The organism is Pseudomonas sp. WJP1, from assembly GCF_028471945.1.
Taxonomy (GTDB): Bacteria; Pseudomonadota; Gammaproteobacteria; order Pseudomonadales; family Pseudomonadaceae; genus Aquipseudomonas.
In genome coordinates this window covers 4612630-4633581 of record NZ_CP110128.1, presented here as the reverse complement: position 1 = coordinate 4633581, position 20952 = coordinate 4612630, and the positions used below count along the sequence as shown (strand labels likewise).

General features: G+C 61.5%; 20 protein-coding genes. 11 read left to right on the top strand and 9 right to left on the bottom strand.

The window, feature by feature from the left end; genetic code table 11:
* Positions 1–101 precede the first annotated feature (101 nt).
* Positions 102–1463 (top strand): MATE family efflux transporter, encoded by a 1362-nt coding sequence (locus tag OH720_RS20760; RefSeq protein WP_272602721.1) that lies wholly within the window; start codon positions 102–104, stop codon positions 1461–1463.
* A gap of 1018 nt (positions 1464–2481) precedes the next feature.
* Here OH720_RS20760 and OH720_RS20755 read toward each other — a convergent pair.
* The gene (locus OH720_RS20755; RefSeq protein ID WP_272602720.1) at positions 2482–2685 is read right to left on the bottom strand and encodes a hypothetical protein; all 204 of its coding nucleotides are present in this window, start codon (positions 2683–2685) and stop codon (positions 2482–2484) included.
* Here OH720_RS20755 and OH720_RS20750 point away from each other — a divergent pair.
* Both OH720_RS20750 and OH720_RS20745 read left to right on the top strand, forming a co-directional pair.
* Positions 2673–3338 (top strand): phosphoribosyltransferase, encoded by a 666-nt coding sequence (locus OH720_RS20750; RefSeq protein ID WP_272602719.1) that lies wholly within the window; start codon positions 2673–2675, stop codon positions 3336–3338. The two genes, OH720_RS20755 and OH720_RS20750, sit on opposite strands and share 13 nt — an antisense overlap.
* A 154-nt stretch (positions 3339–3492) precedes the next feature.
* Entirely contained in the window at positions 3493–4062 is a 570-nt protein-coding gene (locus tag OH720_RS20745; protein ID WP_272602718.1) for a YceI family protein, read from the top strand.
* 86 nt (positions 4063–4148) lie between these two features.
* Here OH720_RS20745 and OH720_RS20740 read toward each other — a convergent pair whose 3' ends face one another.
* The gene (locus OH720_RS20740; RefSeq protein ID WP_272602717.1) at positions 4149–7571 is read right to left on the bottom strand and encodes an Ig-like domain-containing protein; all 3423 of its coding nucleotides are present in this window, start codon (positions 7569–7571) and stop codon (positions 4149–4151) included.
* A 402-nt stretch (positions 7572–7973) separates the two neighbouring features.
* Between OH720_RS20740 and OH720_RS20735 the strand changes: the two genes are divergently transcribed.
* A complete protein-coding gene (locus tag OH720_RS20735) occupies positions 7974–8663 on the top strand; it encodes a GNAT family N-acetyltransferase (protein ID WP_272602716.1) in 690 nt (229 codons plus the stop codon).
* 374 nt (positions 8664–9037) lie between these two features.
* On the opposite strand, the gene OH720_RS20730 is transcribed toward OH720_RS20735, so the two are convergent.
* Both OH720_RS20730 and OH720_RS20725 read right to left on the bottom strand, forming a co-directional pair.
* Positions 9038–10168 (bottom strand): DmpA family aminopeptidase, encoded by a 1131-nt coding sequence (locus OH720_RS20730; RefSeq protein ID WP_008054521.1) that lies wholly within the window; start codon positions 10166–10168, stop codon positions 9038–9040.
* Between the two features lie 163 nt (positions 10169–10331).
* Positions 10332–11435, bottom strand: a complete 1104-nt coding sequence (locus OH720_RS20725) for a polyamine ABC transporter substrate-binding protein (protein WP_272602715.1) — start codon at positions 11433–11435, stop codon at positions 10332–10334.
* 111 nt (positions 11436–11546) lie between these two features.
* Here OH720_RS20725 and OH720_RS20720 point away from each other — a divergent pair, with 111 nt between their 5' ends.
* Positions 11547–12323, top strand: coding sequence for a helix-turn-helix transcriptional regulator (locus OH720_RS20720; RefSeq protein WP_272602714.1), 777 nt, complete (start codon positions 11547–11549; stop codon positions 12321–12323).
* On the opposite strand, the gene OH720_RS20715 is transcribed toward OH720_RS20720, so the two are convergent.
* Positions 12307–13248, bottom strand: coding sequence for a class I SAM-dependent methyltransferase (locus tag OH720_RS20715; RefSeq protein WP_272602713.1), 942 nt, complete (start codon positions 13246–13248; stop codon positions 12307–12309). The two genes, OH720_RS20720 and OH720_RS20715, sit on opposite strands and share 17 nt — an antisense overlap.
* A 276-nt stretch (positions 13249–13524) precedes the next feature.
* Here OH720_RS20715 and OH720_RS20710 point away from each other — a divergent pair, with 276 nt between their 5' ends.
* The 5 genes from OH720_RS20710 to OH720_RS20690 all read left to right on the top strand — a co-directional run bounded on the left by OH720_RS20710 (position 13525) and on the right by OH720_RS20690 (position 16588).
* Positions 13525–14142 (top strand): cytochrome b/b6 domain-containing protein, encoded by a 618-nt coding sequence (locus OH720_RS20710; protein WP_272602712.1) that lies wholly within the window; start codon positions 13525–13527, stop codon positions 14140–14142.
* A complete protein-coding gene (locus tag OH720_RS20705; protein ID WP_272602711.1) occupies positions 14139–14924 on the top strand; it encodes a molybdopterin-dependent oxidoreductase in 786 nt (261 codons plus the stop codon). Before OH720_RS20710 ends, OH720_RS20705 begins: the two co-directional genes overlap by 4 nt.
* Positions 14925–14977: 53 nt before the next feature.
* Complete coding sequence (locus tag OH720_RS20700) at positions 14978–15259, top strand: pentapeptide MXKDX repeat protein (protein WP_272602710.1); 282 nt, start codon at positions 14978–14980, stop codon at positions 15257–15259.
* Between the two features lie 202 nt (positions 15260–15461).
* A complete protein-coding gene (locus tag OH720_RS20695) occupies positions 15462–15869 on the top strand; it encodes a response regulator (RefSeq protein WP_272602709.1) in 408 nt (135 codons plus the stop codon).
* A gap of 50 nt (positions 15870–15919) precedes the next feature.
* Positions 15920–16588 carry an HAD-IA family hydrolase gene (locus OH720_RS20690; protein ID WP_272602708.1) on the top strand — a complete coding sequence of 223 codons (669 nt, stop codon included), beginning with the start codon at positions 15920–15922 and terminating at the stop codon, positions 16586–16588.
* A gap of 103 nt (positions 16589–16691) precedes the next feature.
* On the opposite strand, the gene OH720_RS20685 is transcribed toward OH720_RS20690, so the two are convergent.
* Positions 16692–17351, bottom strand: coding sequence for a methyltransferase family protein (locus tag OH720_RS20685; RefSeq protein ID WP_272602707.1), 660 nt, complete (start codon positions 17349–17351; stop codon positions 16692–16694).
* A gap of 46 nt (positions 17352–17397) precedes the next feature.
* Positions 17398–18342, bottom strand: a complete 945-nt coding sequence (locus OH720_RS20680) for a GlxA family transcriptional regulator (RefSeq protein ID WP_272602706.1) — start codon at positions 18340–18342, stop codon at positions 17398–17400.
* Between the two features lie 121 nt (positions 18343–18463).
* On the opposite strand from OH720_RS20680, the gene OH720_RS20675 reads away from it, so the two are divergent.
* Positions 18464–19255, top strand: coding sequence for an SDR family NAD(P)-dependent oxidoreductase (locus OH720_RS20675; RefSeq protein WP_272602705.1), 792 nt, complete (start codon positions 18464–18466; stop codon positions 19253–19255).
* Between the two features lie 149 nt (positions 19256–19404).
* On the opposite strand, the gene OH720_RS20670 is transcribed toward OH720_RS20675, so the two are convergent.
* Both OH720_RS20670 and OH720_RS20665 read right to left on the bottom strand, forming a co-directional pair.
* Positions 19405–19725, bottom strand: a complete 321-nt coding sequence (locus OH720_RS20670) for a DUF2388 domain-containing protein (RefSeq protein WP_008054509.1) — start codon at positions 19723–19725, stop codon at positions 19405–19407.
* A gap of 100 nt (positions 19726–19825) precedes the next feature.
* Positions 19826–20836, bottom strand: a complete 1011-nt coding sequence (locus OH720_RS20665) for a GlxA family transcriptional regulator (protein ID WP_272602704.1) — start codon at positions 20834–20836, stop codon at positions 19826–19828.
* Between the last annotated feature and the right edge of the window lie 116 nt (positions 20837–20952).

The window sequence follows — 20952 nt, the reverse complement described above, 5'->3', positions numbered from 1 at the left end:
GGCATTCCAAACACAGACCTGAGATGGTCATCGCCCGTTGGTTTCAGCCACCGAAGCTATCCTCATTCAACACGCCCGCCGTCGAGATGGACCTCTGCCCAATGCAAACCCCAGCCCAACCGCAACGCGCCCTCTGGAAAACCTACCTGCTGTTCCTCGCCCCCATGGTGCTGTCCAATTTCCTGCAATCCATGTCCGGCACCGTGAACAGTATCTACATCGGCCAGATGCTCGGCACCCAGGCCCTGGCGGCCGTGTCCGGCATGTTCCCCATCGTGTTCTTCTTCATCGCTCTGGTCATTGGTCTCGGCGCTGGCGCTGGGGTGTTGATCGGGCAAGCCTGGGGGGCGCGGGAGACGCATTTGGTGAAGGCCATTGCCGGGTCGACGTTGTTGTTGGGGTTGTTGATCGGGTTGGTGGCGGCGGTGGTGGGGAGTGTGTTTGCGCGATCGTCCTTGGTGGGGTTGGGGACGCCGGGGGATGTGCTGGACGATGCGGTGGCGTATGCCCATGTGATGTTGTGGTTCATGCCGACGTTGTTGGTGTTTGTGTTGTTCACGCAGTTGCTGCGCGGGGTGAGTGATACGTTGTCGCCGTTGTTGGCGTTGGTGGTGTCGACCTGTATCGGCCTGGCGCTGACGCCGGCGTTGATTCGCGGGTGGTTGGGGTTGCCGCCGATGGGGATTCAGAGCGCGGCGTTTGCCGGGTTGGCGGGGAACCTGGCGGCGATGGGGTGGCTGGCGTGGCGTTTGATTCGCAAGGGCCATCCATTGGCGCCGGACCGGGAGTTTTTCGCGGCGATGAGGCTGGACATGGCGATCCTCGGCAAGGTGTTGCGCATCGGCTTGCCCACCGGGTTGCAGATGGTGGTGTTGTCGCTGTCGGAGCTGGTGATCCTGGCGCTGGTGAACCAGCACGGCTCCCAGGCGACGGCGGCATACGGCGCGGTGACGCAGATCGTCAACTATGTGCAGTTCCCGGCGCTGTCGATCGCGATCACGGCGTCGATCCTCGGCGCGCAGGCGATCGGGGCCGGGCGCATCGAGCGGATCGGGCCGATCCTGCGCACGGGGTTGATGATCAACGTGTGCCTGACTGGTGGGCTGGTGGTGTTGGGGTATTTGCTGTCGCACTGGTTGCTGGGGTCGTTCCTCACCGAGGACGCGACGCGCAGCATGGCCGAGCACTTGCTGCACATCATGCTCTGGAGCCTGTTGGTGTTTGGCTTCCAGGCGATCATCGGCGGCATCATGCGCGCCAGCGGCACGGTGATGGTGCCGGTGGCGATTTCGATTGTGTGCGTGGTGGGGGTTCAGTTGCCGGTGGCGTATTTGCTGGATGCGCGGTTTGGGTTGCAAGGGGTGTGGATGGCGTTTCCGGTGGCGTATCTGGGGATGCTGGCGTTGCAGACGCTGTACTACAAGCTGGTGTGGCAGCATCAGAAGATTGAGCGGTTGGTGTAGGGAGGGCCGGCGCCGAGATCGCTGCCTTCGGCAGCTCTTGCGGGGGAAATGCGTACAACAACTCGACTAGGCCGGCCGGTCGGCCGCCTCTTTTTTGCTGTGGCTGTGGCTGTGGCTGTGGCTTTTGAATTTGATTTTCTTGCCACCTCACACGCTGAGCCTGTCCGTCAACGTCAACGTCTGTGGGCGATTGTTGTCTGAGTACATATCCATTGCTACGGTAACCGCGGCTTATGGTTTCGCCCTTACGGCGAGTCCCTTTTTCAAACGCCAAAAAGGAACCAAAAGGCTTTGCCCCACCACTCGGTGCCTCGCTAGGGCTCGGCATGCCCTCTCTCCGGCATTGCTCCGTGGGTCGCCGCGATGGGCCATCCATGGCCCAGCGCGGCTAAACCGGCGTCCTGCCGGTTTACCCACTGCGCAATGCCTGCGTTCGGCCATCGTGGTTAACGGGGCACCCAGATCAAAAGCCAAAGCGAGGCGGCCTTAAAGCCGACCTAATTGGGAGCCGTACGTAATTCCCTGTAGGAGCCAGGCTTGCCGGCGAAGAACGATAACGCGGTACAACAGATACACCGCAGCGCCTGGTTCGCCGGCAAGCCTGGCTCCTACAGGGGATTGGTGTATCGGCAAAGATCAGGTCGGCTTTAAGGCCGCCTCGCTTGCGCGTTTGATCTTGATCTGGCTTTTGATTTTCTTGCCCCATCGAGAGGCCGAGTGGAGGTTCTGCGCAGTGGCTAAACCGGCAAGGATGCCGGTTTAGCCACGCTGGGCCAAGGATGGCCCATCGCGGCGGGCCCACGGAGCAGGACCGGAGCGAGGGCATGCCGAGCCCTAGCGAGGCACCGAACGCCAGGGGCAAGAGCCCTTGGTTACTTAGGGCCGGGCGGCGTTCCGTTTTTCCAAGTGACTCGCCGTAAGGGCGAAACCCTAGGTGGCCGTTACCGCAGGAATGGATATGTACGCCTGAAAGAGAATTGGTCGGCTGTGAGACGGCCTTCGCCGGCAAGCCTGGCTCCTACAGTGGATGGGGTACAGCCGTGAGAGCCTCGTCGGCTGTGGGGCCGTCTTCGCGGGCAAGCCTCGCTCCCACAAGGAATTGCGGTTGAGCATTGTCCTCGTGATCGAGCTTGCTGACCCTCACCGTCGAACCGACAATTGATGATGTGATGCGAACCGACAGGCGTTGATCGCCTGGGGAGGTTTCAAATGAATCACTCATCGCAAACCCTCCTGCGCGACCGCACCGACGCCGGTCGACGCCTGGTGGAGCCGCTGCTTCCCTATGCCCAACGCGCCGATGTGATTGTCCTGGCCTTGCCCAGGGGCGGGGTGCCGGTGGCCTATGAAGTGGCCACGGCGCTCGGTCTGCGCCTGGACCTGATGCTGGTGCGCAAGCTGGGTGTTCCGTCCCACCCGGAGTACGCCATGGGCGCCATTGCCAGTGGCGGTATCGAAATTCGCAATGAGCAGGCGCTGCGGGCACACCCCATTGACAAAGCCGCGTTCGAGGCCGTGGTCGCCCGGGAAACCAGGGAGCTGTTGCGTCGCGAGCAGGTTTACCGAGGCTCGCGGGCGCCGGTGCAGCTCAAGGACCAGGTGGTGATTCTGATCGACGACGGGTTGGCGACAGGGGCCTCGATGCTGGCGGCGGTGCGGGCGGTGCGTGGGCAGACGCCGGCGCGCATCGTAGTGGCAGTGCCGTTGGCGCCGGTTGAAACGGTCGAGTCGTTGCGCCGTGAAGTCGATGAGCTGGTGTGTCCGATCATGCCCGATTGGTTTACGTCGATCGGGCATTGGTACATGGATTTTTCCCAAACGTCGGACAAAGAGGTCATCGATCTGTTGCAGCGGGCGTGGCAGCGTGAGGCCTGAAATCGCCTTCGCAGGCAAGCCAGCTTCTGCAACAGATGGTCGCAAATCCGTGCCGCCAGTGGAATAAACGGCCGTTCTTTGCTTTAGTCCTCCTACTGCTGGCTTGCGTGTGTTCGACACTTTCCCATGAGGGCGCCCCGGCCCGGAGTGTTCCATGAACCCTCGATTCCTGCGTTTCATATCCCTGGTCGCCCTGCTTGCGTTGGGCGTTCCTGTGCAGGGTGGTGCAGTTGAATACTCGGATGTGAATGCCAAGGCCAGCACCATCAGGTTCACCTACAACCAGATGGGCACGCGAGCCTTTGGCACTTTCAAGGAATTCGTCGGGGACCTTGATTTCGATACCGCCCACCCCGAGGCAGCCCACGCCAACTTGACCATCGATCTGACCAGCATCGACGCCGGTAGTGACGACGCCAATACCGAGCTGCAAAAGCCTGCCTGGTTCGATACCGAGCGCTATCCGCAGGCCACCTTCGAATCAACGCGCGTCAAGGACCTCGCCAACGACCGCTACCTGATTACCGGCAATCTGACGCTGCGAGGCCTGACACGCAAGGTGGATGTGCCGGTTCTGCTCAAGGCCGACGGCGGTGTCGGGATCTTCGTCGGCGAGCTGACGCTCAAGCGCAATGACTTCAAGATCGGCGAGGGGGAGTGGGCCGACAGTTTTGTTTCCAACGACATCAATATCCAGTTTCGCATGGTCGCGCCACAGCGCTAGCGAGTATGCAGGGCGTGAACAAGATCGGTTGATGGCTTGGTTGTGCGGCGCCCGGTCCACATGGCGTGGACCGGGCACCAAGCGCTTCAGTGCGCCACTATCGGCACCGTAACTGTCTGCCCGAAGACCGAACGTATGGTCGCGGTCGGGCTCGGTGTCGGGCCGGCGCCGGTGGTACTCACCGACACCCTCCAGCGCGCTCCGGAGCCGGTTGGCGTGAGGATCGCGTTACCGAGGCTGAGCGGGCCGGCGGTGGTGGTGACGGTCACCGCCAACGTGTTGCCCGTGCCCTTGGACGTAGTCCCGGCCAGGTCCCAGGTGTAGCGATTGTTGCTGCGCACCGTGACAGTCGCACTGGTCGCCACCAGCTCTTCGTTGACCGTCGGTGCCGGCGTCACCGCCACGGACACCGTTGCCGGTTCCGACACCGCGTTCTTCGCGTCGCTGGCTTGATAGGTGAAGGCTGCGGTGAACGGTGCGGTGATGCTGGCCGGTGGTGTGTAGATCACGCGCACACCGTCGGTGCTGACCACGCCCTGGCCGGAGTCCGGCTGGCTCAGGCCCACCACTTTGAGCGGCAGGTTACCGTCCGGGTCGGTGTCGTTGGCCAACACGTTGATGGTCACCGGCTGGCCGTTGCTGCTGGCGGCGCTGTCGGGGTTGGCGACCGGTTTCTGGTTCTGGTTTTCGTCATCGTCACCGTTGCCATCACCGTTGCCCGGTGTACGGAAAGTCGGCAGCGCTGCGGAAGCCACATAGGTGACACCGTCCCAGCCGGGCAGGGGTGTCGGCATCAGCTGGAACTGCCCTGGATGCTCGATATCCCAGCGCAGCAACATCGAGGTGTCCTCGTGCTGGGTGTTGTGGCAGTGCTCCATGTAGGTCCCGGCGAATTCGCGGAAGCGGATCGCCATTTCCACGTCCACCGAACTGTCGATGCCTTCGCCGATGCGATACACGTCCTTGCGCGCCCATTTTTCCCATTCCGGTGGCGCCTTGCCGTCGCGGCTGAGGATAATGCCTTCTTCGAAATGCACGTGCACCGGGTGGTTCCAGCCGTTGCCGCCGTTCTTGATTTTCCACACCTCCAGCGTACCGTCGCCGCTGTAGCCGCCATCGGTCGGGCCGGTGGACAACTGCGCCGCGGCACTGATGCGCCGAGCGTCCATGTCGTAGCCAAAACCGCCGTCGGTCTTGATCGTCCACGGCGCTTCGTCGGTGCCGTCGGAACGGCCGAAAATGAACTCGCGATGCCGCGCCACTTTGATTTTGGCAAGGTCGGCGGCGTTATCGCGATCGAGGGTCAGCGGGATCATTTTCTTGCCCGCCGGTTTGCCCGGTTTGGCCGGTTCATAAGCGACCGGGTCCATGCTCAGGTCCTGGCCGGTGTAGGGCTGCACGATCATTTGCATGAACTTGCCCACCACCGGGTCGCCCTTGTCCCATTCCGGTCCTTTGCTGCCCTGTTTGATCACCGCCTTGTACTTCTCGGACAGCACATCGGCCAGGCTCAGGACATTCTTCTCCGGACCCTTGCCGGTCTTGTGTTCCATCAGGTTGACGAAGTACAGCTTGTCGCCGGTCTTGATCCCGTTTTTCGCGAAGTTGACGATGATGTCGAAGCGCTCGGCGATGCCCTGGGTCGGCAGGATGCCGTTGTGGTTCTGTTTATCGCCATCACCGTCCAGGTCCATGCTGCCGTCGAACGGCACGGCGTGTTCCATGATGTTGCCGTCGTTGCCGATCAGGTGGAACGGCACCCGGCTGTAGGACACCCCGGAACCGGAAGGCCCTGGGAACTCACCACCGTTGCCGGCGATTTCACGCACCAGGGCGATGCGGAAGTAGCGCGACACCGAGCCGTTGAGAATGCGGAAGCGGTAACTGCGGGCGCGTACTTTCAGGCGTGGCTCGTACTGCCAGTTGACCAGGATCTGATCGCCGAGGAAGCCGTCGGTGTTGAACGGGTTGAACCACAGCTGGCCGTTTGCGTCCCAGGCCTTGTCGGCGACCACCAGGTTGACGTCGTAGTCGCGGTTGCCCCATGGCATGGCCGAACCGCTGGGCAGGCGCAGGTTGACGCCGTCTTCGATCGCTTCGTTGCCGCGGTCCAGGGCGCTGTAGTAGTTCATCATCACCGCGTTGCCCTTGTAGACGTTCTGCGCGGTGAAATCGAGCATGTGGTCGTGGAACCAGTGGGTGCTCATGGTTTCGCGCCAGTCGCCACGGATCTTGATCGTGCCGTTTTCACAGGTCTTCAGGCCTGGGCTGGCGTCGTTGACGAACAGCTTCTCGCCCGGTGCGCAAGGGAACGCCGCGCGCGGGTCTTCGGCCTTGGTGTTGATGGTGTCGTAACCGGCCAGTTGCAGCGGCCAGCGATAGTCGTAGTACTGCCCGGGGAAGAAAAACGCATTGGTGTAGCCGTCGCTTTCAGCCGGGGAGTGGCCGTTGTGCTCGTGGGTGCTGATGGTGTGCAGGCCGAAACCCATGTTGGCCGCAGGGTCGATCGGCAAGGCATTGTAGTGACGCATCAGCACCGGCTGGCCATAGCGGACCATCAGCAGTTTGGCCGGGAAGGTGCCGTCGAAGGTCCATAGCGCATTGTGATTTTGCAGCGGGAAATTCGGATGGAAGCGGGTGTCGATGCCTTTGGTCGTGCCGGTCGTGGTCGGGATGTCCGAGGTCTGGTAGTAGAGTCCGCCGGGGCCGAACTCACCGACGGCGTAGTTGTGCAGTTGCCGGCGGTCGCGCATGCCGGTATTGACCCGCGCGCCGACTTGCACAGTCTTGTACGCGACCTGCGGGTAGAACTCGTTCCAGCGCTGGTGCGACCAGCCTTTTCCCGGTGGCCGCCCCTCGGCCGGCGAGCCCACGGGTTGGCGGTTGAGGAAGGCTTCGATCTGCGCCTTCCACGGGTTGCGGTCCAGCACATTGGAGAACTGCGACGGAAACGGGAACAGGCCGGGCTGGCGCATGAACGCATCCAGCGCCGAACCCGACGGGGCGCTGCGAGCAATGCTGTTGGGGTCCTGGGCCGGCGCCGGGCCGACAGTGGGTACGGGGAAGGTCAGGGGTGGGGCCGGGATCGTCGGGTCGAGTTTTTCCGTGCCGAATTCCTCGAACAGCAGCAATTGCTGGGTGAACGGTTGAGCGCCGTACAAAGGGCTGGGTTTGCCGTTGGTGGGGTAATTGAACGAGGTCTGCAAGCTCGGTGGCAGCACGTTGTCGGCACGCGGTGTGTTGCGGTCGCCATACGCGCCGTTGGGCAGGGCCAATGCGCCCTGGTTGGTCTCGGGCATGGTTTTCAGGGCTTCGAGCGCTGCCGCGGCGGCGATCGGATCGGCTGGAGGATTGTAGTAGGCCGAGGGGTCGGTCGGTGGCGGTTGGCTTTCATCGTCCAGCGGGGCTGCGCTGACGGTGGCGAGGCTGGCGCTGATCAGCATCAGGGAGGCCACACTCGACCTCCGTAAGTAGCTCAAGGAACGAAATGCGGGTGGTGCATTTTTCATTTGGTTTCCCCTTACGCATGCCAAATTGGCGAAACCCACGTCCCCGAGTGGGGGACGACTGCTGCGGTGCAAGGGCTGGTGCAACAGACGGGCCATGTCAAAAGTGGGAAAAAAATTTGTGATTAATTAGTAAGTTGTTTCAGGGTGTTTCAGTGGTGCATCAGTCGCCGGTGGGTGAAATTCCTCATTAACGGGGAAAATGTCCTTGTTTCATTGGGTTACTTTCACCAATGGCCAAACGCCGTTATGTGCACAAGGTGCTGTCGGTTCTGCTGATGGCGGGCGGGGCGCTACACCGGGATTGAATTCACACGCAGATCCTGGGAACGATCACAGGCGAGTAACCCGCTCCGGCACGCTATGATAGGCAGTCGCGCCCATTTCCCGGAGTCAATCCCAGCAATGCCCCAGATCACCCACTACAAAACCCCGTGCCCCGAGTCGGTCAACAGTCAGATCCTGCAGATGGTGGTCGATAACCTGACCGACATCAGCATGGTCTCCATCGCGCCGAGCAACCTGTTGTACAACGTCTACCAGTACGCGATCGGTTATGAAGTGCACCTGTATCTGGAGGCCTTGAACGGGACGAAAGGCATTGAGGTGGAGTTGATCGTCGCCACGGATCTGGACGATCCGGACAAGGTCGCAGGTTTCCTGTTGTACCTGCCGGTCAAGGACGATCCTGACGCGTGCAGCGTGGCCTATATGGCCGTGGATGCCGGACATCGGCGACAAGGGATTGCGCGCAGGATGCTGCGCGAGATGGTCGGCCGTTACCCGCATGCCGAGCTGGCTTGCGCCGTGGCCAAGGTGCCGTACTTTGAGTCGATGGGCTTTGAGGTGGTGGGCGCGCGCGCCACCCAGGTGCTGATGAACACCCGCGATCACGCCAGCGACGGCTTGAGGGCGCTGCTGGATGTGGCGCCGATCTACAGCTCGCTGGAGGTACGGCAGATTCATACCTACCTGCTGCAAAAGCACGGCAAGCGGGCGATGCTCGATGCTGAAAAACAACGTGACCGGCATCTGGACCAGCTGACGCGCAAGGCCGATGAGTTTGTCCGTGAGCGCTTGGAGAAACGCGGTTAAATTGTAGGAGTGAGCCTGCTCGCGATGGCGCCAGGGCAGTCAACAATGATGTTGAATGTAATACCGCCATCGCGAGCAGGCTCACTCCTACAGGGGATTTTGGGTTGGCGTGTAGAAAGCACAAAGCCCGGCCAGGTGCCGGGCTTTCAGTGTCTGGTTTTCGCGCAGTTAAAAAAGAGCCTCAAAGCTCTTTGATGGGGAGAAGTGGAGCCATTGAGGCTCAAGATGCGCATGAAGCAGGCGGTGAGCTTGATAGGGGTTCAATGCACTCACCACCTACGCAACGGCTTGGACAAGCAAGCGGCTGCGCAACTCCATCGTAGGAAGATGGGGGTTCGGTCTCAAGTACCACTAGTCGAATCCCCCCACAAGTGTCAGCTTCTGCGATTGCGCTCCCCGGGCCAACCGGCCTGGTTCAGGGCCTCCAGCAGCGTTTCGGCATCCAGCCCCGGCACCGCGTGGCCGTTACCTTCCGTCGTTTCGGCGGCGAGCAAGGCGTTGATGATGGCTTCTTCAACGGCCTCGGTGGCCGCCAGGAACAATTCGCTGATGTGATCGTTATTGACCATGCTCAGGTTGTCGCAGGTCGGCGCTTTTTTGCTCTCGTAAGCCGCTGGCGGTACATGCTGGTTGCCGGTGGCGAAAGCGATGAAGATGTCGCCGCTGTGGTCTTCATTGCCGCCGCCGGTGCGGGCCAGGCCGAGGCTGGCGCGCTGTGCCAGGCGCGTGCATTGGTGTGGCAGCAAAGGCGCATCGGTGGCCAGGCACACCACGATCGAACCCATGCCCGGGTGCGGCAGTGAAGCCTTGAGAAACGGTGAGTCGACCTGCTGCATGTAGCGCCCGACCGGGTAGCCATCGACGCGCAACTCATTGCGGATGCCATGGTTGGCCTGGACAATCGCGCCAACCGTCCAGCCGCCCTGGGCACTGTCCAGGCGTCGCGAAGCGGTGCCGATGCCGCCCTTGAACTCGTGACAGATCATGCCGCTGCCGCCGCCGACATTGCCTTCGGCTACCGGGCCGCCTGTCGCCGCGCGCAGGGCCTGGGCGACATGCTCGGGCTTCACGTGGAAGCCGTTGATGTCATTGAGCAAGCCGTCGAAGGTCTCCAGCACCACTGGCATGTTCCAGTAGAGCCGCCCGTCGTCCGGTTGCTGCTCGCGGTCCTGCACGATCAAGGCATCGCGCACCACGCCCAGGCTATGGGTGTTGGTGAAGGCGATCGGGCTGGTCAGCAAACCGGCCTCGCGAATCCACTCCAGACCCGTGGCATCGCCATTGCCATTGAGCACATGGACCCCGGCAAAACAGGGTTGCTGGCTGGTGGAACCGGCACGGGGTTCGATCACGGTCACCCCGGTCAGGATATCGCGACCCTTGGCGGTGCGACCGCGCACATCGCTGTGGCCGACCCGCACGCCGGGTACATCGGTGATGGCATTGAGGGGGCCAGGTTGCAGCTGGCCAAATTGGATATTGAGATCGCGGGCACGTGGTTTCATCGGTTCTCTCGTCTTCGATTCGTGGTGGAAAAATGCTTTTGTGAGCACCGCATCCCCTGTAGGAGTGAGCCTGCTCGCGATAGGGCCAGCAGATCCCACAATGTTGCAATTTGACCCACCGCTATCGCGAGCAGGCTCACTCCTACAGGGGGATGCGGTGTGTCTACTGGCCGTTCTTGACCTTGCTCCAGATCCGCGTACGCACACGCTCGGTGGCCGGCGGTAGGGGTTGCAGGGTGAACAACGTGGCAAGAGCCTCGGCTGACGGGTAAACAGCAGGATTGGTGCGTGTCGCTTCGGCCACCAGCGCGGTCGCGTTGCGGTTGCCGTTGGGGTAGTTGAGGTGATTAGTGACCGGGGCGATGACCTCGGCGCGCATCAGGTAGTCGATGAAGGCCAGGCCCTGTTGCGGATGTGGTGCGTCCTTGAGCAACACCAGCGTGTCGAACCACACCGGCGCGCCTTCCTTGGGCAAGCTGTAGGCGATCTTCACGCCATTGCCGGCCTGCTCGGCGGTGGCCTTGGCTTCGAGCATCGCGCCGGACCAACCCACGGCGACGCAGATGTTGCCGTTGGACAGGTCACTGATGAACTTCGAGGAATTGAAGTAGGCGATGTGCGGACGCAACTTGAGCAGTAGCGTTTCGGCCTTCCTGTAATCCTCGGGATTGGTGCTGTTGGGCGGCAGGCCCAGGTAGTGCAGGGCGACCGGCAGCATTTCCGCGGGCGAGTCGAGCATCGCCACGCCGCATTCGCCGAGTTTGGCCAGGTTCTCTTCCTTGAACACCAGGTCCCAGGAATCCACCGGCGCCTTATCGCCCAAAGTAGCGCGCACTTTGTCCACGTTATAGCCGATGCCGTTGGTGCCCCACAGATACGGCACGGCGTACTGGTTGCCCGGATCGTTGTTGGCCAGTTTCGCCAGCAGGTCGGTGTCCATGTTCTTGAAGTCCGGCATCTGCGCGTGGGGCAGCGGGGCGAGGGCGCCGGCCTTGATCAGAGTCGGCAAACTGAAGTTGCTGGCCACCACCACGTCGTAGCCGCTGCGGCTGGTCAGCAGTTTGCCTTCGAGGACTTCGGCACTGTCGAAGGTGTCGTAGACCGGCTGGATTCCGGTGTCCCGCTTGAAATCATGCAGGGTGGTGGGGCCGATGTAGTCATACCAGTTGTACACGTGCACCGTCGGGCCATCGGCGGCAACCGCTGACAGCGAGGCCACCAGGTAGGTGCCCAGCCCCAGATTGAAATACGAGCGGTGACCACTCATGATGCGGCACTCCTGGCCTGCTGCAGGCCGGTGATGATCAGGAGTGTGCAGCGTATCGAGCGGAGTGGCCGATACCCATTCCCATCATGGGTTACTCAAAAGGGGTAGTGCGTGGACGCGTTGTTGAAAGAGTTACCGCTGCACCAGGGATTGGCACGGGTATTTGGCGCGATCGGCCAGGACGGGTTCTGGCGTGCGCTGGTCGACACCCTGCGCTTGCTGGTGCCGCTGGACAACGCCCTGGTCGCGGTGCTGCGACCGGGAAGGGTGCCGCGCCTGCTGATCGATTTTGACTCCACAGGCAGCGGCGATGAGCACGAAGAACTGGCGGACTACCGCGCCGGCATGTACCTGCTCGACCCGTTTTACCTGGCGGTTTGCGCCGGCATCGCCGATGGCCTGCACAGCCTCGATTCGGTGGCCCCCGACCAGTTCCAGCAGAGCGAGTACTACCTGAGCTACTTTCGCACGGTGGTGGGCGGGGACGAGTTGCAGTTCATGGTCAACGTCGACGGCGCCGTCCTCGGGTTGTCCCTGGGACGCGCGACACGCTTCACCCTGCAAGAGCAGGGCAGCTTGCTGTGCGTGCGCGACTGGGTGCTGGCGGCGATGCGTCGGCACCTGCAATTGCTACCGCCGGAAGGCCCGGCTGTCGAAGCTGTAGCCGGGGACCTGGCGACCTTGCTCGATCGCTTCGATGCTCGCCTGTCGGTGCGCGAAATCGAAACCGCGCGCCTGATCCTCCAGGGTTTCTCCAGCAAGGCCATCGCCCAGCAGATGGGCATTTCCCCGGAGACGGTGAAGGTGCACCGGCGCAATCTCTACCACAAGCTCAACGTGAACGGGCACGGTGAGTTGTTTGCGCTGGTGCTCAATCCGCCAGGGTAAACACCAACGCCTTCAACCCACACTCCACATCGGCATCCGGGAACTCCGGCGGATTGTCCAGTCGCCGTTCAAAGCGCAGGCTCGGCGCTTCGCGGGTCACGCCGTCGATGAGGAAGTCCGCACCGAAGGCCGGGTCGTTCATGCAGGCCAATACCGTGCCTTGGGGGCCGAGCAGTTCCGGCAGGCGACGCAGCACCCGTTGGTAGTCCTTGGTCAGCAGGAAACTGCCTTTCTGGAAGGACGGCGGGTCGATGATCACCAGGTCGTAAGGGCCCTTGCCGATGACTTTGCCCCAGGACTTGAACAGGTCGTGGCCGAGAAAGGTCACCTTGCCCAGGTCATGCCCGTTGAGCCGGTGATTGTCGCGCCCGCGGCTCAGCGCCGGGCTGGACATGTCCAGGTTGACCACGTGGGTTGCGCCGCCTTCGATGGCCGCCACCGAGAAGCCGCAGGTGTAGGCGAACAGGTTCAACACGCGTTTGCCCAGGGCTTCTGCCCGCACCCAGTCGCGGCCATAGCGCATGTCGAGGAACAGCCCTGTGTTCTGTTTGCGCCCCAGGTCCACGCGATACTTCAGGCCGCCCTCGGTGATGGTCATTTCCTCGATGACGTCCCCCAGTAGCCATTCGGTGGTGCTTTGCAGCAGGTAGCGGTGTTGCAGCAGCAAGGTATGCGCGCCCGATTGCGCCCATGCCGGTGACTGTGTGAGCTCAAGCAACAGCTGCTTCAAGGCGTCCAGTTGCGCTTGTTCCGGTTCCTTGAACAGCGACACCAGCACCACGCCCTGCAACCAGTCGACGGTCAGTTGCTCGAGCCCCGGCCAGCAACGGCCGCGGCCGTGGAACAGGCGGCGGGTTTCGGCGGGAGGTGTTGTCAGTGCCGCCAGCAAGTGGTCGTGAAGAGTGGAGAGGGCGTCTGCGTTCATGGGTCTGGGTCGGCAATTTGCGGGGGCGGCATTTAACCATAGTTGCGCGTCGGGTGGACGACACAAAACCCTGTAGGAGTGAGCCTGCTCGCGATCGCGGTGTGCCTGCCAACAGTTGCATCGCCTGACACTACGCCATCGCGAGCAGGCTCACTCCTACAGGTTCTGGTTGGCCGTAATAGGCCAGTTATCACGTTTAATTTAACTTTACGTGAGGATTTGGCGATCTTCCGGCTCCCATACTTGGCTCCAACGAACCACAACCGGGAGCCGGACATGTCGCAGTCAACTGCTTCACCCAAGGCCAGCCATCCACGCTGGCTGCGGCTCACCCACTGGCTGAACGCCCTGGCGGTGCTGGTGATGGTCACCAGTGGCTGGCGCATCTACAACGCCTCGCCGCTCTACGATTTCAGCTTTCCCAAGTCGATCACCCTGGGCGGCTGGCTGGGCGGCGCCTTGCAATGGCACTTCGCGGCGATGTGGTTTCTCGTGCTCAACGGCCTCGTCTATCTGACCATCAACCTGGTCAGTGGCCGCCTGAAGCGACGTTTCTTCCCGGTTTCCCCCAAGGGCGTGCTGCAGGACCTGTGGGCCGCGCTGCGGGGCCGGTTGGCGCATGCCGACCTGAATCACTACAACCAGGTGCAGCGTGTGGCGTACCTGTTCGTGATGGTCGATATCACGCTGCTGGTGATCTCCGGGCTGGTGCTGTGGAAGTCGGTGCAGTTCCCGCTGTTGCGTGAGTTGCTCTGGGGCTACGAAGGTGCGCGCCATGTGCACTTCGTCGCGATGGCGCTGTTGGTGGCATTCGTCGCAGTGCACCTGGTGATGGTGGCACTGGTTCCCAAAACACTGTTGGCCATGATTGTCGGTCGCAAGGAGCCCGTATGAAAAAGCGCATTCAAGACTCCGGGCTGGACGAGTCGTCCATCCTGACCGACGCCCGGAAAATCCTCGCCCCGCAGATCGAAGACCGCTCGCGCCGCGCGTTCCTGCTGCGAGGCCTGACACTCGGCGGCGTGGCCATGTTGTCCGGTTGCAACCTCACCGACAACGACAGCGTCGAGACCGCGTTGTCGTCCATGTCGCGCTTCAACGACCGGGTCCAAGGCTGGCTGTTCAACCCCAATGCCATGGCGCCGACCTACCCGGCGTCGATGATCACCCGGCCATTTCCGTTCAATGCCTTCTACGGCATCGACGAGGCGCCGACGGTGGAGGAGGAGAGCTATCGGCTGGAAGTCACCGGCCTGGTGGCGGACAAGCGCAACTGGCGCCTTGAAGAACTGCGCGCCATGGCGCAAACCGAGCAGATCACCCGGCATATCTGCGTCGAAGGCTGGAGCGCGATCGGTCGTTGGGGCGGCGTACGCTTCAGCGATTTCCTGAAGCGGGTCGGGGCCGATACCGACGCCAAGTATGTCGGCTTCAAGTGCGCCGACGATTACTACACCAGCATCGACATGGCCACTGCACTGCATGCGCAAACCCTGTTGACGCTGACCTATGACGGCGCCGTGCTGCCGCGCGAATACGGCTTCCCGATGAAGCTGCGCATGCCCACCAAGCTCGGCTACAAGAACCCAAAACACATCCAGGCGATTTTCGTCAGCAACACCTACACCGGCGGCTACTGGGAAGACCAGGGCTACAACTGGTTCGGTGGCAGCTGACAAAACCCCGGCAAATCCCCTCGTTCAAACCCCATGTATCAAGGAGTTCCACCATGAAAAAGTTGACCACCGTTGTTCTGTCCATGTGCCTGGCCGTCGGCGCCGCCAGTGTTTTTGCTGGCGATACGATGAGCAAGGACAGCATGAACAAGGATTCGATGTCCAAGGACGCCATGCACAAAGACGCCATGCACAAAGACGCCATGACAAAGGACGCCATGGCCAAGGACGCGATGAGCAAGGACAGCATGTCCAAGGATGCCATGAGCAAGGACGGCATGAAGAAAGACGCCATGTCCAAGGACGCCATGAAAAAGGACCCGATGTCCCAGTAACGCAAACCTGTCATTCGGGGTGTAGCCTGAGCTCATGCCCCCATGACAGTTGATGGCTTGGTGATATTGACCGTCGCGCAAACACCGATTTCGTCGTCTGTTTGTATCAAAAATGAATTTCCGCAGATACCGTTGCTCATACCTGTAGGTCGCGGATTCTGAGCCCGCGAAATCATTGATGCGATCAGGGAGCGGCAAGGTCATGAGTCGAGAATCGACGGCGGGCGGACACCTTCATGGCGGGTTGATTCTGGTGGTTGAAGACGACCCGCTGATCCTGGAGTTTCTCTGCGAAATTCTTCAGGACGAAGGTTATGTGGTGCAACCGCAGACCAGTGCCGACGAAGCGTCGGTGTATTTGCAGGGGCACGCGCCTGAAGTCGGAATGTTGCTGACGGACATCACCATGCCGGGCACGCTCAACGGTGCGGACCTGGCCAATCTGTTCGGTGATCGTTGGCCGGACAAACCGATAGTGATCATGTCCGGCTTCGAAACCCCTGAAAGCTCCGGCGTGCGGCACGATGTCTCGTTTATCAAGAAACCCTGGGCGCTGGGGCAGTTGCTCGATTGCGTGGATGGCGCGCTGAAGTCACGCCGTACCCTGTAGGTTCCTGTACATTTATCAGGACTTAACGCCAGTGAAATAGGAAGGACCCTTTGTCTGCTCCCGAATCCGTCTTGAACGTCCCTTACCGCGCCTTCTTGTTCGACATGGACGGCACCATCCTCACCTCCATTGCCGCCGCCGAACGCGTCTGGGCCACCTGGGCCGTGCGTCACGGTGTCGATGTCGAGACCTTCCTGCCGACCATTCACGGCGCTCGCGCCATCGACACCATCAACCGACTGGCTTTGCCCGGGGTCGATGCCGAGGTCGAGGCGGCGTGGATCACCGAAGCTGAAATCGAGGATGTCGATGGCGTGGAAGAGGTGGCTGGCGCGGCGCGTTTTCTCAAGTCCTTGCCGGCTCATCAATGGGCGATCGTGACCTCTGCACCGCGGACGCTGGCGTTGCGGCGGATGGCAGCCGCGGGGATTCCCGAGCCGGATGTGATGGTCACCGCCGAAGACGTCAGCGCCGGCAAACCTGACCCAGCCGGTTATCGATTGGCTGCGCGGCGGCTGGGTGTCGAGATATCGGATTGCCTGGTTTTCGAAGATGCGACGGTAGGCATTCTTGCGGCCGAGGCGGCGGGGGCGGATTTGCTGATCGTCACAGCGACGCATGATCAGCCGATTCAGACGGCGCATGCCACGTTGGCAGGTTATGACGAAGTTGTGGCCCGCGTAGACGCCTACGGTGTGATTCGACTTCACACGATCTAATGTGGGAGCGAGCCTGCTCGCGATGGCGGTTTGACAGTCGACGTTGCTGCTGACTGAAAAGGCCTCATCGCGAGCAGGCTCGCTCCTACAGTGGATGTGTGCCTCAGTAGACTTTGGGAATCAACCGCCAGCTCCGGGCGCAATAGGCCTCGTATTCACCCCCAAATTGCGCCCGTAGCAGCGCTTCCTCGGAATGAATGCGCGCAATCAGCGGAATCACTGTCAGCGCGGCCAGCAACAGCCCGACCGCCGAACGAAAGGCCAGCGCCCAACCCACGGCAATCACCAACATCCCCAGGTAACTGGGGTTGCGCAAGCGGCGATAGATCCCGTCGGTCACCAGGCGATGCCCCGGCTGGATCGCCACCAGGCCACTGAAACGATTGCCGAGCACGAACACCGGCCACATGCGCAGCACGCCGCCGATAATGAAGAGCAGCGCCCCGAGCCAACGCACGCCCTCGCCACCGAAGGTCCAGACGTCGATCCGGTCGGTGTAGGCCGGCAAAAAACCACTCAACAAACCGATCACGCCGAACGCTGGCAACACCCAGCGATTGGCTCGATCCTCGCGCTCGCCCGAACTCAGGTTGACCTCGGTAAACAGCGAAGCGATGGCCATGGTAAGCGTTGCCAGCGCAACGACCACCAAGGCGGCATGGGAAAAAAACGCCGCGAAGCCGCCCAGCCCCCAAATCGCCAGCCAGAGATAAGCGAGGGTAGAAACGATGGCAAAAAACGCCAGTTTTGCGGAGATTTTCATAGTTTCAGTGTAGCGCCGATCGTTCCCACGCAGAGCGTGGGAACGATCAATGTGCGGCTGATCGCGCATTGCGCCGAATCACCTGCGGCGGCTGCCCGAACACTCGAAGGAATGCTTCGCGCATGCGCCGAGGATCAACAAAACCGGTTTCCAAGGCAATCTGCTCGAGCGTCAGGCGCCCACGTTCGAGCATCTGCCGTGCCGTCTCCAGGCGCAGGTTTTCGATGGCTTTGGCGGGCGACTGACCGGTTTCGGAACGGAACGCACGGCTGAACTGGCGCGGGCTGAGGCGCGCCACTTGCGCCAGTTGTTCCACCGATAAGGTTTGGGCGAGGTGCTCCCTGGCGTAGGTGAGGACGGTCTGGATGCGGTCGGATTTTGGCGCCAGTTCCAGCAGCGCCGAGTGCTGTGACTGGCCGCCGGCACGGCGGTGGTACATCACCAGTTTTTGCGCCACGGAACGCGCGAGTTCGGCGCCGTGATCCTTTTCCACCATGGCCAGCGCCAGGTCGATGCCGGCGGTCATGCCGGCGGAAGTCCATATTGAGCCGTCGATCACGTAGATGCGGTCGGGTTCTACCTTGATCGATGGAAAACGTTCTTGCAGTTGCCGCGCATAGGCCCAGTGCGTGGTCGCCCGCCGACCCTCTAGCAGTCCGGCCTGGGCCATGACAAAGGCTCCGGAGCAAATCGACGCGGTGCGGCGCGCGGTCCTGGCGCTGGCACGCACGTAGTCGAGTACGCCTTCTGGTGCCTGTTCGAGGATGGTGTCGCCACCGACCACGATCACCGTATCGAACACATGCTCGTCGAACGCCTCGGTGCCGACACTCAGGCCGCCGGAAGCGCGCAAGTTGCGGCCATCTTCAGATAGCACGCGCACGTCATACAGGGCTTGCCCGGCGCTGAAATTGGCGTACTCGAACACCGGCATGGCCGCCAGCGCCATGGACTGGAAACCCTCGAAAACCACAAACGCCACGCTGATCATCGCCGGTCCTCAAACTGATGTCCGAAAAACGTAGTTTAAACGTCATTTGCGACGGGCACGAGTCCATTTATAACTGCAAATGGCTGGCGACTTTCTCGCCTCACAGTGAAGGAAATTGAACATGGCTCTCTCCTCCAAAGGCACTGCACTGATCACTGGCGCCTCTTCCGGCATCGGCGCGGTGTATGCCGACCGTCTCGCCCGGCAGGGTTACGACCTGATACTGGTCGCGCGTAGCCAGGCAAAACTCAACGCGCTGGCCAATCGCCTGAGCGACCAGACCGGCCGCACTGTGGAAGTGGTCGCCGCGGATCTCAAGGACAAGGCCGACCTGTTGCGGGTCGAACAGATTCTGCGTAATGACGCGAGCATCACCTTATTGGTCAACAACGCCGGCGTTGGCGCGGTCATGCCGTTGCTCGGCAGCCCCGTGGATGACATGGAAGACATGATCAGCCTCAACATCACCGCGCTGACCCGCCTGACCTACGCCGTAGTACCGGGCTTTGTCGCTCGCTGTACCGGGACCGTGGTCAACATATCGTCGATCGTCGCCATCGCCCCGGAAATCCTCAACGGTGTGTATGGCGGGACCAAGGCATTTGTCCTGGGCCTGAGCCAATCGATGCATCGCGAACTGGCGGATAAAGGCATTCGTATCCAGGCGGTATTGCCAGGCGCGACCGCCACCGACTTCTGGAGTGAGGCCGGCAACCCGGTGGAGAATTTGCCGCAGGAGATTGTCATGTCCGCCGAAGACATGGTCGATGCGGCTCTGGTGGGGTTGGAAAGGGGGGAGGTGGTGACCATTCCGGGATTGCACGACGGGGAGCAGTGGACCCGCTATGAAGCGCAGCGCCAGGTGCTGTCGGGGTTGTTCGGTAATTCCACGGCAGCGGCGCGTTATCGTTAAACGACGATGTGAAGCCTCGCCTAGCCTAACTGTAGGAGCCAGGCTTGCCGGCGAAGAACGATGACGCGGTATGTCTGTATGACCGCGTCATCGTTCTTCGCCGGCAAGCCTGGCTCCTACGGGAGTGAACAGGCGATACGTCGTTCGATCTATTGACCAGCCGGAACGCCTTCCTGGACGAGGATGGCGCGAGCCAGGTCTTCGTCGCTGGCGCTGTTGAGGTCAGGATGTTCCTGACGGACACGCTGCAAAACCTGCTCCAGATAAACGCCACGAATCGCACCGCCACTGGCCACGAAGCTGGAAGCGTCATCCCGGGCGGGAATCATCAGTTTGTCATCCTTGAATGTCGAGTACAGCGAGGCGGAAACCCCGGCTGAGGTGGCGACATCTTTTGCATCGACATCGGCCATCGCAGAGCCGACGGGTAAGCACAGCAAAAGGGAAGAAATGATAATCAGACGGCGCATGACGGTGTCCTCTGAAGACATGACGCAAAAAGGAAGTCTCTCACCTCTAGGATGCATGGCGGTCGTCAGGAGTTCCCTTGTCGTTGCCTTGTGCCCGGATTCAGCGCGAAAACCGGTTGCGATAATCCCGTGGCGAAACCCCGAGGTTGCGCTGGAAGGTCAGGCGCATGCGCTCTTCATCGCCAAAACCACACAGTCGGGAAATTTGATCGATGTTACGTTCGGAGTCTTCCAGCAGTCGCCGCGCGGCTTCCACGCGCAGCACTTCAACGGCCTTGGCTGGCGTGCGGCCGGTCTTGAGCTTGTAGACCCGGGCAAAGTTGCGCGGGCTCATTTGTACCTGTTGGGCGAGTGTCTCGACGGTGAGGTTGGCACCGGACAGGTTCTGCGTGATCCACAGGTGCAGGTCGTCGAAGGCCGCACCTTCGCTGGTTTGCGATTGCAGCAATTGGCTGTACTGGGCCTGGCCACCGGGGCGTTTGAGGAACACCACCATTTCCCGTGCCGTCAGCAGTGCCAGCTCACGCCCGCAATCTTCTTCAACCAACGCCAGCGCCAGGTCGATCCCGGCGCTGACCCCGGCGGAGGTCCAGACTGAACCCTGCTGGACAAAGATCGCATCGTTGTCGACTTCGATGGACGGATGGCGCTCCTTGAGCAGGCCGCACATCGCCCAATGGGTGGCTGCGCGCCGACCTTCGAGCAATCCGGCCTCGGCCAGCAGGAACGTGCCGCTGCACACCGAAGCGGTGCGCCTGGCTGCGCCCGATGCCTGTTTGAGCCAGTCGACCAGGCCCAGGGAATTGTTCATCGCCAGGATGATCGCTGGAGCACCGGGAACGATCAGCGTGTCGATCGTTTGGTCGTCGAAGGTACTCAAGGGCACGGTGTCGACGGCCAACCCCTCTGCCGTGTGAATCAGGCCACCGCTCAGGCTGGCGGTCTGCAGTGTGTAGCCGGGCAAATTGCTGCTGTTGAGGTAGCGCGAGGCGGCCCAGAACACGGTTTGCGCACCGGTCAGGTCGAGCAGGCCCATTTCGGGGTAGGCGAGGAAGACGATCAAGCGCGGTTGGTCGGGCGGGGACTCGGGAGTGCTGACGATATCGTTCATAGGCTTCTGGATTGACGCGTTGGAATAATGATAATTCGCAAACGCTATAAGCGTTATCGCAGCTGGTCGGCTGTCAGGATTTCAGGGTTTTATGGCACCTGGCCGGGAAAACTGCA